The following is a 13149-nucleotide window of genomic DNA, read 5'->3' as shown; positions in this document are numbered from 1 at the left end:
GAGGGAAGCGCGATGGCAGGAGCGTTGTCGGGTATCAAGGTGGTGGATCTGAGCCGGGTGCTGGCGGGGCCATGGGCGAGCCAGCTGCTGGCCGATCTGGGCGCGGAAGTGATCAAGATAGAGAAGCCGGGCAGCGGCGACGACACCCGGCAGTGGGCGCCGCCCAGCCTGCCGGACGGCAAGGCCGCCTATTTCCTGTGCACCAACCGCGGCAAGCGCTCGTTGACGGTGGACATCTCCCAGCCTGCCGGCCAGGACATCGTGCGCAAGCTGGTGGCCGACGCCGACGTGGTGCTGGAGAACTACAAGGTGGGCGGACTGAAGAAGTACCGGCTGGATTACGACAGTCTGAAGGCCATCAATCCCAAGCTGGTGTACTGCTCGATCACCGGTTTCGGCCAGACCGGCCCTTACGCCAGCCTGGCCGGCTACGACTACATCGTGCAGGGCATGTCCGGCCTGATGAGCATCACCGGTCCGGCCGACGGCGAGCCGCACAAGGTGGGCGTGGCGGTGTCGGACCTGTTCACCGGCCTGTACGCCGCCAACGCGGTGCAGGCGGCGCTGATCGCCCGCGAGCGCACCGGCGCCGGCCAGCATATCGACATGGCGCTGTTCGACTGCTCGCTGGCGATGCTGGCCAATGTCGCCTCCAACTGGCTGGTCGGGCATAATGTGCCGCCTCGGCTGGGCAACGCCCACGCCAATATCGTGCCCTACCAGGTGTTCGCCGCCTCCGACGGCCATTTCATCCTGGCCTGCGGCAACGACAAGCAGTTCGCCGAAGTGTGCCGGCTGGTCGGACAGGCGCAGTGGGCGCGCGATCCGCGCTACGCGACCAATCCGCAGCGGGTCGCCCATCGCGTGCAACTGGTGCCGCTGCTGGCCCAGGCCTTCCGCCACCATGGCCGCGACTACTGGCTGTCGGCGCTGGATAAGGCCGGCGTGCCCTGCGGCCCGATCAACAATGTGGCCGAGGCATTCGCCGACCCGCAGGCGCAGGCGCGGGAAATGGAACTGGAAATGCGCGACGCCGCCGGACAGCAAGTGCCGCTGGTAGGGTGTCCGATCAAACTTTCCGGCACGCCGGTCGAGTACAATCTAGCCCCTCCCGCTCTGGGAGAACATACTGAGCAGATCTTGCGCGCGTTGGGTTATGTGGATTCGGACATTGTCGCATTGCGCAACAATGGCACCGTTTAAACGCTTGTTTGATTTTGACGACGTGACATCTTCATAGCATGATGTCCGGAAAATCAAACCCGTCCAGCGGGCGCAAAGGAGAAACGGTGCAACGCGAATACATGGAATACGACGTGGTGATCGTCGGCGGCGGCCCTTCCGGCCTGTCCGCGGCGATCCGTCTGAAACAACTGGCGGCCGAGCAGGGCCGCGACATCAGCGTCTGCCTGCTGGAGAAGGGTTCCGAGATCGGCGCCCACATCCTGTCCGGCGCGGTGATCGAAACCGGCGCGCTGGCCGAACTGCTGCCCAACTGGAAGGAACTGGACGCGCCGCTGAACACGCCGGCGCTGTCGGACCGTTTCCTCTACCTGACCGAGACCGAGTCCATCCAGCTGCCCACCCCGCCGCAGATGCACAACAAGGGCAACTACATCGTCAGCCTGGGCAACTTCTGCCGCTGGCTGGGCCAGCAGGCCGAGAACCTGGGCGTGGAGATCTACCCGGGCTTCGCCGCCGCCGAAGTGCTGTACCATGCCGACGGTTCGGTCAAGGGCGTGGCCACCGGCAATGTCGGCACCGGCAAGAACGGAGACCAGGAAGGCGAGCCGGGCATGGAGCTGTGGGCGAAGCAGACCCTCTTCGCCGAAGGCTGTAGGGGCTCGCTGACCAAGGAGCTGCTGTCGCGCTTCCGCCTGACCGACGGCGCCGACCCGCAGACCTTCGGCATCGGCATCAAGGAATTGTGGGAAGTGAAGCCGGAAAACCACCAGCCCGGCCACATCACCCACACCGTCGGCTGGCCGATGGACACCGCCACTTACGGCGGCTCCTTTCTCTACCATCTGGAAGACAATCTGGTGGCGGTCGGCTTCGTGGTCGGCCTGGATTATAAAAATCCCTATCTGTCGCCGTTCGAGGAGTTCCAGCGCTTCAAGACCCATCCGGCGATCAAGAAAACCTTCGAAGGCGGCCGCCGCGTGTCCTACGGCGCGCGCGCGCTGACCGAGGGCGGCTTGCAGAGCCTGCCCAAGCTGACCTTCCCCGGCGGCGTGCTGGTCGGCGACACCGCCGGCTTCCTCAACGTGCCCAAGATCAAGGGCACCCACACCGCGATGAAGTCGGCGATGCTGGCGGCGGAGGCGGTGTTCGAACTGCTGGGCGACGACGCGCAGGCGCAGGGCGGCGAGGCCAAGGCCTACTCGGCCAAGTTCCAGCAAAGCTGGGTCCGCGACGAGCTGCACAAGGTGCGCAACATCCGCCCGTCGTTCCGCTGGGGCCTGTGGCCGGCGATGATCTACTCGGCCATCGACACCTTCCTGTTCCGCGGCCGCGCGCCGTGGACGCTGCATCACAAGCACGCCGACAACGAGGCGCTGCGCCCGGCCTACGAATTCAGCCCGATCGCCTATCCCAAGCCGGATGGCGTGCTGACCTTCGATCGCCTGTCGTCGGTATTCATCTCCAACGCCAACCACAGCGAAGACCAACCGGCCCACCTGAAGCTGAAGGACGCGTCGGTGCCGATCGCGGTCAACCTGGCCCAGTACGACGCCCCCGAGCAGCGCTACTGCCCGGCCGGCGTCTACGAGATCGTCGGCCTGGATGAAGGCGCGCCGCGGCTGCAGATCAACGCGCAAAACTGCGTGCACTGCAAGACCTGCGACATCAAGGACCCGACCCAGAACATCAACTGGGTGACGCCGGAAGGCGGCGGAGGGCCGAACTATCCGAATATGTGATCGGGCGTTTCATGCCGCCAGAGGCCGGGTTCTCCGTCGGGAAACCCGGCTTTTTTGTTTTGATCGCCGGCAAGTCTTGCGAAACAACGGCTTGACGGCGGCGGCCATCGTTGGCAGCATGGACGGCATGCTAGAAAAAACCGTGTTTTTCGCCCACGCCTATTATTGGTACCGCCCCTCCCGGCGGCGCCAGGGATAGGCTCGGCAGCGAGATACGCGAAGCCGTCGAGCAGATTACCGACCATGCCGCCGAATACCGGCGGCATTTGTCATTTCAGTCTCACACAACAAATGGTCTCCGGAGCGGCGGCAAGCTTTTACCCAGGAGACAGTGCCATGAACGAAGTCAGCGACGCCCTTTTACTCGCCACCAGCCGCAGCCTGCCCCAGGCGGACCTGCCGCTGTATCCGGTCGCCCTGGCGACCGACGGCGAGGCGCTGGCTTATCGTCCCGGACCGCCGCGGCCGCTGCCGGCCGGCGGCTGCCTGTCCGAAGCGCTGCTGCCGGAGATCCGCGAGCTGGCGTTGCGCCTGGCGCTGGCGCGAGGCTGGCCGCAAGGGCGGACGCCGGACCGCGTCGCCGAGCCCGCCGACTGGCTGGCGGCGCGCATTCTGCTGCTGGAGTGGCAGCAGGTGGAGCTGGCGCTGGACGAGCTGGCGCTGCTGGACGAGGCCAACCACCGCGCGAGCGGGCTGGCCCAGGCGCGGGGCATGGCGTTTTCGCCGGCGCTGCCGGTGCTGTTGCCGGCGGGGCGCGAGCCTGGCGCGCAGCGAGGCTGGCGCGCGCACCCGTTGCCGCGCGGCGGCGTGGCCGAAGCCAGCCGGCGCTGCCGCGAACGATTGGCGGCGCGTTTTGCCGAACTGTCTGAACAATGAACAGGAGCATGCCCATGGAGCTGGAGCTTCACGACGAGAACGAGCGCAAGCTGAACAATCTGACGCTGGCGGTGTATATCCTGCAAGCGGTCAGCCTGCTGGTCGGCGTCACCGCGCTGGTCGGCGTCATCATCAACTACGTGAAGCGCGACGACGTGCGCGGCACGCTGTACGAAAGCCATTTCGAATGGCAGATCCGCACCTTCTGGCTGGCTTTGCTGGGCTATGTGGTCGGTTTCGCCACGCTGTGGATGCTGGTGGGCGGCGTGGTGCTGTTCGCGGTGTGGGTGTGGTACATCTATCGCGTGGTGAAGGGATTCTTGTACTTCAACGACCGCAAGGCTATGCCGGCGAAATGAAAAGGCGGGCGCCGAAGCGCCCGCAAACGGCTCTGCGCGAACCGGGAAAAGCGGCCGGTGATCGGCGCGGATGGCTGTGACGCCATGCTAAACCGCCGGCGACGGCGGCGCAGCGAAACCCGTCCGCCGCTTGTCCCCGGTCAAGCCTGGCAGCAAGCCGCCGTCTTTGGCACAATGCCCAACCTCATCTATACCTGCCATCATGCAAGCCGAAGACCTGCTCTCCCTGACCACCCGCGTGATGCCCTTCGGCAAGCACAAGGGCATGCTGATCTGCGATCTGCCGGGAAACTACCTGAACTGGTTCGCCCGCGAGGGTTTTCCGCCGGGCGAGATCGGCCGCTTGCTGCAATTGATGCACGAACTGGACCACAATGGTCTGACTTTTCTGCTGGACCCGATTAGAAAGCGTTGAACAATGGCAATCCAATGGTTCCCCGGCCATATGAACAAGGCGCGCAAGGATGTCACCGAGCGCCTGAAGGATATCGACGTCGTCATCGAGCTGCTGGATGCCCGCCTGCCGGCGTCCAGCGCCAACCCGATGCTGGCGCGCATGGCCAAGGGCAAGCCCAGGCTGATGATACTGAACAAGCAGGATCTGGCCGACCCGGCCATCACCGAGCAGTGGCTGGCCTGGTACCGCGCCAAGAAGCAGACCGAGGCGCTGGGCATGGACGCCGGCGAGCGCGCGCCGGCGCAGCGGCTGATCGCCGCCTGCCGCGCGCTGGCGCCTAACCGCAGCGGTTTGGAGAAGCCGCTGCGGGTGCTGATCTGCGGCATTCCCAACGTCGGCAAGTCCACGCTGATCAACAGCATGTCCAGCCGCAAGATCGCCAAGACCGGCAATATGCCGGGCGTCACCAAGAACGAGCAGCGCATCATCCTGACCGACGACTTCGAGCTGTACGACACCCCCGGCATGCTGTGGCCGAAGATCGAAGTGGAAGAGGGCGGCTACAATCTGGCCGCCAGCGGCGCGGTCGGCCGCAACGCCATGGACGAGGAAGAGGTGGCGCTGGAGCTGCTGAAATACCTGCTGCGCCATTACCGCGCCGAACTGGCCGCCCGCTACAAGCTGGACGACGAGGAACTGGACGGCATGCAGGACTGGCAGGCGCTGGAGCTGATCGGCAAGCGCCGCGGCGCGGTGCTGTCCGGCGGCCGCATCAATATGCAGAAGGCGGCCGAGATCGTGCTGACCGATTTCCGCGACGGCCAGACCGGCCGCATCACGCTGGAGCGGCCGGCGGAATGGCTGGAGTGGGAGAAGCGCGCCAAGGTTCTCGCCGCCGAGCGCGCCATTTTGCGGGAAGAGAAGCTGAAAGAGAAAGAAGGCCGCAAGCAAGGCAGCCGTTGACATCAAAAAGCCCGGAGCATCCGGGCTTTTTTATTGGCGGCGCGATGGATCAGGCGCTATCGGCCGCCGCCTCGCCGGCCTGCGCCGGATTGCTGTGAGGATCGTCGCCCAGCGTATGCGACGCGATCTGCCGGTCGGCGCGGCATCGCTTCCAACAAAACCAAAACGTGCGCAAAATTTCAGAAGGGATGAGGGCGGCGGGCTGGCCGGGGCAGGGCTTCAGCCCCGGATCAACAGGGCGACCCCGGCGGCGGCGAACAACAGCGTCAGCAGCTGGCCGGCCCGCACGCTCCAGTGCGCGCCGGCTTCCAGGCAGGCTTGCTGCGGCTTGGCCGGGTTGTAGCGCACCTGCACCGCGGCGCCGACGGGGTAGCGGTTGGCGGTGTTCTGCGCCAGCGCCTGGCTGCCGCCGAAGCCGGCGTCGGGAATGCGGATGTTGCCGGCGCGATAGGCCTGGCCGTTGACTTGATAGCGGTAGACGACGTCGGCGCGGTATTCGCGCTGGTCGCTGTGATCGCCGCCGCGGCGCTGCCGCCATTCCACCTCGCTGCGCTCGACCGCGCCGGCCGCGATCGGCCAGTCTTGCGCCGCGTTGGCCAGCTGCGCCTGGCGCCACAGCCAGCAGAAGCCGGCGATGCCGATGGCGATCAACAGCAAGGAGATGAACTTTAACGGCATCAGACGGCGGTGCCCGGCTGCTCGAACCAGCCGGCGAGGATGGCCTGGGCGGCCACCTGGTCCAGCGCCGGCTTTTGCTTGCGGCCTTTCTTGACGCCGGCTTCTTCCAGCAGCTGTTCGGCGATGACCGAGGTGTAGCGCTCGTCCACCAGCCATACCGGCAGGCCGAAACGGCCCTTCAGCCGGTTGGCGAAACGGCGCGACAGCGCGGACAGCTCATGCTCTTCGCCGTCCGGGTGCATGGGCAGGCCCACCACCAGTTGCCGGGGCTGCCACTCTTGTATCAGCTTGGCGATGGCGGCGAAGCGCTCGTCGGTGACGGCGGTGTCTATCGTGGCCAGGGGGTGGGGAATGCCGAGAATCGTATCGCCGACGGCGACGCCGATGCGGCGCTCGCCGAAATCGAAAGCCAATGCGCAACCTTCAGGCATGGCCGACATCCGACGACAGCAGGGAGGGATCGAAGCCTAGCAGCGCCATGGCGGCGTCGTAGCGTTCTTCGTAGGGCAGGTCGAACACGATGGACGGCTCAGCCGGCACCGTCAGCCAGCCGTTGTCGGCGATTTCCTTTTCCAGCTGCCCCGCCGACCAGCCGGCGTAGCCGAGCGAGATCAGCAGCTTTTCCGGCTTCTTGCCCTCGGACACCGCCACCAGCACGTCCTTGGACGTGGTCAGCGCGATGTCGTCGGTGACCATCAGGCTGGACTGCCAGTTGTCGGCCGGCTGATGCAGCACGAAGCCGCGGTCCGGCTGCACCGGGCCGCCGAAGTAGACCAGGCCGGTGCGGGTGTCTTCGTCGTCCAATGGCAGGTCGATCTGGTCGAACAGCTGGGCCATGGCGATGCCGGACGGCTTGTTGATGATCAGGCCCATGGCGCCGTGCTCGCCGTGCTCGCACAGATAGACCAGCGACTTGGCGAACAGCGGGTCGCCCATGCCGGGCATGGCGATCAGGAAGTGATGGGACAGCGATAAGGATTCCATACGGCCATTATGGCACAACTGCCATGCCGGCTGGCTAGCGGCATTTTGTCGTTTTCGCCGGCGCGAGCGTCGCCGGCGGCGGCCTGATAAAATGAACAATTCGCCCTAATCTCGCAGCGAGGATGTTTTGCGCCTGACCCATATCAAGCTCGCCGGCTTCAAGTCGTTTGTCGATCCCACCAGCATCGCGGTGCCGGGCCAACTGGTGGCGGTGATCGGCCCCAACGGCTGCGGCAAGTCGAACGTGATCGACGCGGTGCGCTGGGTGTTGGGCGAATCGTCGGCCAAGCAGCTGCGCGGCGAATCGATGCAGGACGTGATCTTCAACGGCTCGTCCAGCCGCAAGCCGGTGTCGCGCGCTTCGGTGGAGCTGGTGTTCGACAACGGCGACGGCCAGCTCACCGGCCCCTGGGGCCAGTACGCCGAAGTGGCGATCAAGCGGGTGCTGACGCGGCAAGGCGAATCCAGCTATTACATCAACAATCAGCAGGTGCGCCGTCGCGACATCACCGATCTGTTCCTCGGCACCGGCGTCGGCGCGCGCGGCTACGCGGTGATCGAGCAGGGCATGATCTCGCGCATCATCGAAGCGCGGCCGGAAGAGCTGCGCGCCTATCTGGAAGAGGCTGCCGGCGTGTCCAAGTACAAGGAGCGCCGCCGCGAGACCGAAAACCGCCTGGGCGACACCCGCGCCAACCTCGAACGCATCGCCGACCTGCGGCAGGAGCTGGAACGCCAGGTGGAGCGGTTGTCGGAGCAGGCCGAGGTGGCTTCGCAATACCACGACATGCGCGGCGCGCTGACCCACAAGCAAAATCTGCTGGCGCTGGCGCGGCGCGAGGAAGCCGCCCGCAACGAGGCGCATGCCCGCGGCGAGCTGGCGCGCATCGAAACCGAAGAAGCCGCTTTCGAGGCGGCGGTCACCCATCTGGAGACCGAGCAGGAAACCGTGCGCGAGCAGCATTTCGCCGCCAGCGACGCGGTGCACGAGGCGCAGCAGAGGCTGTTCGAGGCCAACGCCCAGCTGGCGCGGCTGGAAGAGGCGCAGCGCCATCGCGAGCAGAGCCGGCAGCGGCTGGAGCGCGACCTCCTGGCCGCCCGCGGCGAGCGCCAGCAACTGGCCGACAACCGCCAGCAGGTGGAGGCGGAGCTGGACGACTGGCTGCCCAGGCTGGAGGAGGCGCAACTGCGGCAGGAAGAGGCGCAGATGGCGCTGGAGGACGGCGCCGACGAGCTGCCGACCGCCGAGGCGGCGTTCCGCCAGCTGGACCAGCAGCAGTCGCAGCTGCTTGCGCAGCAGGCCGACCTGACCCGCGAGCGCGACCTGTCGCGGCAAAAGATCGAGCATTGGCAGCGCGGCCAGCAGCAGCTGGACGGCCGCGACGCCGCGCTGACGCGCGAACTGTCCGATCTGAACCTGCCCGAGCACCATGTGCTGGAGGCGGCGCAACAGGAAGTCGGCAAGGCCAAGGCCGCGCTGGACGCGGTGCGGGCGCGGCTGGTGGCCGACGAGGCCAAGCAGGCCGACCTCGCCGCCGAGCGGGAAAAGCTGGATCAGCAGCTGGCTGCCAAGCGCACCAAGCTGGCGCGCGCCGAGGCCGAGGCCGCCGCGCTGGCGGCGCTGCTGCAGCGCGAGGCGGCGGACGAGCAACTGGCCGGCTGGCTGGACACACATGGCCTGGCCGACGCGCCGCAACTATGGCAATCGCTGCAGGTGGACGCGCGCTGGCAGCAAGCGTTGGAAGCGGCGCTGGGCGAGCGCCTGTCCGCCCGCGCGGCAAGTTTGCCGCATGCGCAGCCGCCGGCGGCGCTGATTCTGGTGGACGGCCGGCGCGCCGCGGCGGCGGGACGGCCCGCGCGCGGCTGGCCGGCGTTGCTGGACCAAGTGAAGGCGCAAGCGCCGTTCGACGCGGCCTTGGCCGACTGGCTGTCCGGCGTGTATCTGGCCGATACCTTGGACGACGCGCTGGCCCGCCGCGGCGAACTGGCCGCCGGCGAGTGCTGGCTGACGCCGGAGGGCCATCGCGTCGACGCCGCCAGCGCGCGCTATCACGCCGAAGCCAGCGGCGACGGCCTGATGGCCCGCAAACGGCAATTGGACGAGGCTTCGGTCCGCGCCGACGCCTTGCGGCCGGAAATCGACGCGATGCAGAAGAAGCGCGACAGCCTACAGAGCATGGGCAATATGCTGGCCGAGGCGGTGCGCGGCCAGAAGGGTTCGCTGACCCGGCTGGAGGCGGAACTGAACGCCGCCACGCTGGAGCAGGTCAAGCTCGATCAGGCGGCGCGCCAGGGCGCGGCGCGGCTGTCGGCGATCGAGGCCGAGCGCGGCCGCATCGCCGAGGACCGGCGTCATGCCGAGGAGGGCATCGCCGAGGCCGAGCTGATGGGCGAGGAAGCGGCGCTGACCCTGGAAGAGCTGGCGCTGCAACTGGAAGAGGCGAGGCTGGAGCGGCTGAACGCCGAAACCCGGCTGGAGCTGACGCGCAACAAGGCGCGCGACGCCGAGCGCGTGCTGCACGAGATCAAGCTGGCCTTGCACAGCGCCGAGCAGAAGGTGGCCGAGCTGTCCCGCCGCGACCGCGAGCTGGCCGACCGCGACGAGCAATTGCAGGAGCGGCTGGAAACGCTGGCGGCCGAGTCCGAGACGGTGGACGAGGCGGTGCCGGAAGAGGCGCTGCAGCAAGCCTTGGCCGAGCGCGAGGCGCGCGAGGGCGAGCTGTCGGCCGCGCGCGACCGGCTCAACCAGCTGACCGAGCGGATGCGCGAAATCAGCCAGCGCCAGCACGAGGCCAACGCCGCGCTGCCGGCGTTGCGCGAGGCGCGCTCCGACTGGCTGCTCAAGCACCAGGAAGCCAGGCTGGCGATGGAGCGCTTCGCCGAAGAGCTGGCCCAGGCCGAGGCCGACGAAACCGCTTTGCTGGCCGATCTGAACGAAGGCGTGAAGCCGAACGCGCTGGCGGCCGAAATCGCCCGGCTGGCGCGCGCGCTGGAAGGCCTGGGCGCGGTCAACCTGGCGGCGCTGCAGGAGCTGGAGGAGGCGAAGAAGCGCGGCGAATACCTGCAGGCCCAGTCGGACGACCTGAACCAGGCGATGGCGACGCTGGAGGAGGCGATCGCCAAGATAGACGGCGAAACCCGCGAGATGCTGCAGGCCACCTACGACGCGGTCAACGCCAAGATGCGCGAATTTTTCCCGACGCTGTTCGGCGGCGGCCGCGCCGAGCTGGTGCTGACCGGCGAAGACCTGCTGGACGCCGGCGTCCAGATCATCGCCCAGCCGCCGGGCAAGAAGAACAGCACCATCCATCTGCTGTCAGGCGGCGAGAAGGCGCTGACCGCGATGAGCCTGGTGTTCTCGCTGTTTTCTCTGAACCCGGCGCCGTTCTGCCTGCTGGACGAGGTGGACGCGCCGCTGGATGACGCCAATACCAGCCGCTTCTGCGATCTGGTCAAGCAAATGTCCGAGCGCACCCAGTTCCTCTATATTTCCCATAACCGGCTGACGATGGAGATGGCCGAGCAACTGGTGGGGGTGACGATGCAGGAGCAGGGCGTCAGCCGCATCGTCGCGGTGGACATCGTCGAAGCGCTGAAGATGCGCGAGACCGCCTAGGCTTGCTTTCGGCAGCCTGCGTCCGGCTTTCGCGCCGCATCGCAGGCTGGGCCGGCTTTTCGCAAGCCTGGTCCGATCACCTGGAGAAAGATCGTGGACAGGCGCATCGGCCGGCATTGACGCGGCGCAAGGCCGGGCCGGAACGGCGGATGGCATACTGCGCCGCCGGCTTGTCAGACTGATCGAAATTGTTCGGCTGCGCCGTTTCGTCACCGTGGAATACGTTCATGACCGTAAGCATCAAACGTTGGGAGCCGGAGAACGTCATTTTCTGGCTGAGCCGCGGCAGCGGCATCGCCCGGCGCAATCTGTGGCTGTCCATCTTCTCGCTGCATCTGAACTTCAACATCTGGATGATGTGGAGCATGGTGGTGGTCAACCTGCCGGCGGTCGGCTTCCTGATTTCCGGCCAGCAGCAGTTCCTGCTGGTGTCGATTCCGCCGCTGGTCGGCGCGCTGATGCGGCTGATCTACTCCTGGATCTGGAGCTGGGTGGGCGGCGGGCTATGGCTGGGCTTGTCCACCTTGCTGCTGCTGTTGCCGGCCTGGGGCGTCGGCCGGGTGGTGCAGGACATTTCCTCGCCGTTCTGGCAATTGCTGCTGGTGGCCGGCCTGTGCGGCATCGGCGGCGGCGCCAGCGCCTCGCATTTGTCCAATACCAGCTTTTTCTTCCCCAAGTCGGAGAAGGGCCTGGCGATGGGCCTCAACGCCGGCCTCGGCAACCTGGGCGTGTCGGTCGCGCAGTTGCTGATTCCCTTGTGCATCCTGTATCCGTTGTTCGGCGCGAGGGCCGGCGAGCCGCAGGTGTGGGGGCGGGGCGGGGAAGTGCATTTCGTCTGGCTGCAGAACGCCGCCTACATCTGGCTGCCGCTGGTCGTGCTGATCGCGCTGGCCTGCCTGCTGTACGCGCACGATCTGCCCAAGCTGCGGATCACGCCGCGCGACCAGCTGGACGCGATGCGCGACGCCCACACCTGGTATATCTGCTTGCTGTACATGGGCAGTTACGGCACTTTTCTCGGCTTTTCCGCCGCCTTTCCGTTGCTGGCGCGGGCGATGTTTCCCCAGGTGGACGCCAGCCCCTATCTGTTCGTCGGGCCGATGGTTTGCGCGCTGTCGCGGCCGCTGGGCGGCTGGATGGGTGACCGCATCGGCGGGGGCATCGCCACGGTGGCCAGCAATCTGCTGATGGCGCTGGGCACGGTCGGCGTCTATCTGAGCCTGCCGTCGGCGGCCAGCGGCGGTTCGTTCTGGCTGTTTCTGGCGATGTTCCAGCTGATCTTCTTCGCTGCCGGGGTCGGCAACGGCTCTTCCTACCAACTGGCGCCCAAGGTCTTCCTGATCCAGGCCGGCCGCGATGCGCAGCGCGGCGGCGAGAGCCTGACGCAGGCCTATGCGCGCGGAGGTCGGCGCGGGGCGTCGGCGATGAACGTCAGCTCGGTGATGGCGGCATTCGGCGGCTTCGTGATTCCCAAGGCTTTCGGCTCGGCCTTGAGCTGGTTCGGCAGCTTTCTGCCGGCGTTCGCGATGTTCTTCCTGTTCTACCTGCTGTGCTGCGTGGTGGCGTGGTGGCAGTACAGCCGCTCGGGGGCGGCGATGCGTTGCTGAGCGGAGAAGGCAAGCGCCTGTGCCGGATGCTGCTGCTGTCCGCGGCCATCCATTTGTCGGCGCTGGCCGCCTGGTGGGCGCTGGATGGCGGACCCGTCCGTCCGCCGGCGCGCGCGTCGGCGCTGGCGCTTGATCTGCAACCGGCCAGTCCGGCGGCGCGCAGCGGTCCGGCAGGCGAAGGGCGGCGGTCCGGGATGGGCGATGGCGCGGCGAGGCCGGATCGGCCGATTGAAACCAGAGAGCGGCCGCGGCCCAGCGCGCATGCCGCGACAGACACGCAGAACAAGGCGCCTGCGTTGCGGGAAGCGATTGGATCGGAAATGCAGGAACGGCAGCCTGTGGATAAGGCGGTTCCAGGCTCTGGCGGCGCCGCGCTTTCCGGCGGCGGGAGCAGCGCCGGCAAAGTCGATGGTTCGGGAAAAAGCCAAGCCAAGTCCGAGGGCGACAGCGAAGCTTTGTACGCGCCGTCGTATTTGCGGAATCCCAAGCCGGTTTATCCGGAACGTTCGCGCCAGCTGGGAGAAGAGGGCGTTGCGACGCTCAGCGTCAGGGTCGGCGCGGATGGGCGCGCGCTGGAGGTGTCTGTGGCGCGCGGCAGCGGCTACAGACGCTTGGATCAGGCCGCGGTGGAGGCGGTTTCGCGCTGGCGTTTCGTTCCCGCGAAGCGCAACGGCAAACCGGTGGAGTCGGATCTGACTGTGCCGGTGCGCTTCGAGGGGGAAGGGCGCTAGCGGCCCTGCCGGCG

12 protein-coding genes are annotated in these 13149 nt (G+C 67.0%); 9 read left to right on the top strand and 3 right to left on the bottom strand.

Translation table 11 applies throughout. From position 1 onward, the window contains the following. Window positions 1–12: 12 nt before the first annotated feature. From ACY3GB_RS10320 to ylqF, 6 genes are all read left to right on the top strand, one after another. The gene (locus ACY3GB_RS10320; protein ID WP_463088647.1) at window positions 13–1203 is read left to right on the top strand and encodes a CaiB/BaiF CoA transferase family protein; all 1191 of its coding nucleotides are present in this window, start codon (window positions 13–15) and stop codon (window positions 1201–1203) included. A 101-nt stretch (window positions 1204–1304) separates the two neighbouring features. Then, window positions 1305–2924 carry an electron transfer flavoprotein-ubiquinone oxidoreductase gene (locus tag ACY3GB_RS10315; protein ID WP_463090933.1) on the top strand — a complete coding sequence of 540 codons (1620 nt, stop codon included), beginning with the start codon at window positions 1305–1307 and terminating at the stop codon, window positions 2922–2924. Window positions 2925–3260: 336 nt separating this feature from the next. Continuing rightward, window positions 3261–3800 (top strand): hypothetical protein, encoded by a 540-nt coding sequence (locus ACY3GB_RS10310; protein WP_463088646.1) that lies wholly within the window; start codon window positions 3261–3263, stop codon window positions 3798–3800. A 14-nt stretch (window positions 3801–3814) separates the two neighbouring features. After that, window positions 3815–4159 (top strand): DUF4870 family protein, encoded by a 345-nt coding sequence (locus ACY3GB_RS10305; RefSeq protein WP_463088645.1) that lies wholly within the window; start codon window positions 3815–3817, stop codon window positions 4157–4159. 202 nt (window positions 4160–4361) lie between these two features. After that, window positions 4362–4574, top strand: coding sequence for a DUF3820 family protein (locus ACY3GB_RS10300; protein WP_463088644.1), 213 nt, complete (start codon window positions 4362–4364; stop codon window positions 4572–4574). A gap of 3 nt (window positions 4575–4577) precedes the next feature. Beyond that, window positions 4578–5519: a ribosome biogenesis GTPase YlqF gene (gene ylqF, locus ACY3GB_RS10295; protein WP_463088643.1), complete on the top strand. Its 942-nt coding sequence runs from the start codon at window positions 4578–4580 to the stop codon at window positions 5517–5519. A 219-nt stretch (window positions 5520–5738) separates the two neighbouring features. Here the strand turns inward: ylqF and ACY3GB_RS10290 are convergent, their stop codons facing one another. The 3 genes from ACY3GB_RS10290 to ACY3GB_RS10280 are packed head-to-tail and all read right to left on the bottom strand — an operon-like array spanning window position 5739 to window position 7181. Next, window positions 5739–6197, bottom strand: a complete 459-nt coding sequence (locus ACY3GB_RS10290; RefSeq protein ID WP_463088642.1) for a DUF3592 domain-containing protein — start codon at window positions 6195–6197, stop codon at window positions 5739–5741. Continuing rightward, window positions 6197–6637, bottom strand: coding sequence for a Holliday junction resolvase RuvX (gene ruvX / locus ACY3GB_RS10285; RefSeq protein WP_463088641.1), 441 nt, complete (start codon window positions 6635–6637; stop codon window positions 6197–6199). Before ruvX ends, ACY3GB_RS10290 begins: the two co-directional genes overlap by 1 nt. Continuing rightward, a complete protein-coding gene (locus ACY3GB_RS10280) occupies window positions 6621–7181 on the bottom strand; it encodes a YqgE/AlgH family protein (protein ID WP_021476103.1) in 561 nt (186 codons plus the stop codon). The genes ruvX and ACY3GB_RS10280 overlap by 17 nt, the downstream gene beginning before the upstream one ends. Before the next feature lie 127 nt (window positions 7182–7308). Between ACY3GB_RS10280 and smc the strand changes: the two genes are divergently transcribed. The 3 genes from smc to ACY3GB_RS10265 all read left to right on the top strand — a co-directional run bounded on the left by smc (window position 7309) and on the right by ACY3GB_RS10265 (window position 13135). Then, window positions 7309–10797 (top strand): chromosome segregation protein SMC, encoded by a 3489-nt coding sequence (gene smc, locus ACY3GB_RS10275; RefSeq protein WP_463088640.1) that lies wholly within the window; start codon window positions 7309–7311, stop codon window positions 10795–10797. A 227-nt stretch (window positions 10798–11024) separates the two neighbouring features. Then, window positions 11025–12404 carry an MFS transporter gene (locus ACY3GB_RS10270; protein ID WP_463088639.1) on the top strand — a complete coding sequence of 460 codons (1380 nt, stop codon included), beginning with the start codon at window positions 11025–11027 and terminating at the stop codon, window positions 12402–12404. Beyond that, window positions 12365–13135: an energy transducer TonB gene (locus tag ACY3GB_RS10265; RefSeq protein ID WP_463088638.1), complete on the top strand. Its 771-nt coding sequence runs from the start codon at window positions 12365–12367 to the stop codon at window positions 13133–13135. Before ACY3GB_RS10270 ends, ACY3GB_RS10265 begins: the two co-directional genes overlap by 40 nt. Window positions 13136–13149: the final 14 nt, after the last annotated feature.

This window comes from Chromobacterium sp. Ag138 (genome assembly GCF_055181315.1).
This window is presented reverse-complemented; position numbering and strand designations above follow the sequence as displayed.

Coding starts and splice junctions, on each gene's coding strand:
- ACY3GB_RS10320 (WP_463088647.1), top strand. CDS start 13: ATGGCAGGAGCGTTGTCGGGTATCAAGGTGGTGGATCTGAGCCGGGTG.
- ACY3GB_RS10315 (WP_463090933.1), top strand. CDS start 1,305: ATGGAATACGACGTGGTGATCGTCGGCGGCGGCCCTTCCGGCCTGTCC.
- ACY3GB_RS10310 (WP_463088646.1), top strand. CDS start 3,261: ATGAACGAAGTCAGCGACGCCCTTTTACTCGCCACCAGCCGCAGCCTG.
- ACY3GB_RS10305 (WP_463088645.1), top strand. CDS start 3,815: ATGGAGCTGGAGCTTCACGACGAGAACGAGCGCAAGCTGAACAATCTG.
- ACY3GB_RS10300 (WP_463088644.1), top strand. CDS start 4,362: ATGCAAGCCGAAGACCTGCTCTCCCTGACCACCCGCGTGATGCCCTTC.
- ylqF (WP_463088643.1), top strand. CDS start 4,578: ATGGCAATCCAATGGTTCCCCGGCCATATGAACAAGGCGCGCAAGGAT.
- ACY3GB_RS10290 (WP_463088642.1), bottom strand. CDS start 6,197: ATGCCGTTAAAGTTCATCTCCTTGCTGTTGATCGCCATCGGCATCGCC.
- ruvX (WP_463088641.1), bottom strand. CDS start 6,637: ATGTCGGCCATGCCTGAAGGTTGCGCATTGGCTTTCGATTTCGGCGAG.
- ACY3GB_RS10280 (WP_021476103.1), bottom strand. CDS start 7,181: ATGGAATCCTTATCGCTGTCCCATCACTTCCTGATCGCCATGCCCGGC.
- ACY3GB_RS10270 (WP_463088639.1), top strand. CDS start 11,025: ATGACCGTAAGCATCAAACGTTGGGAGCCGGAGAACGTCATTTTCTGG.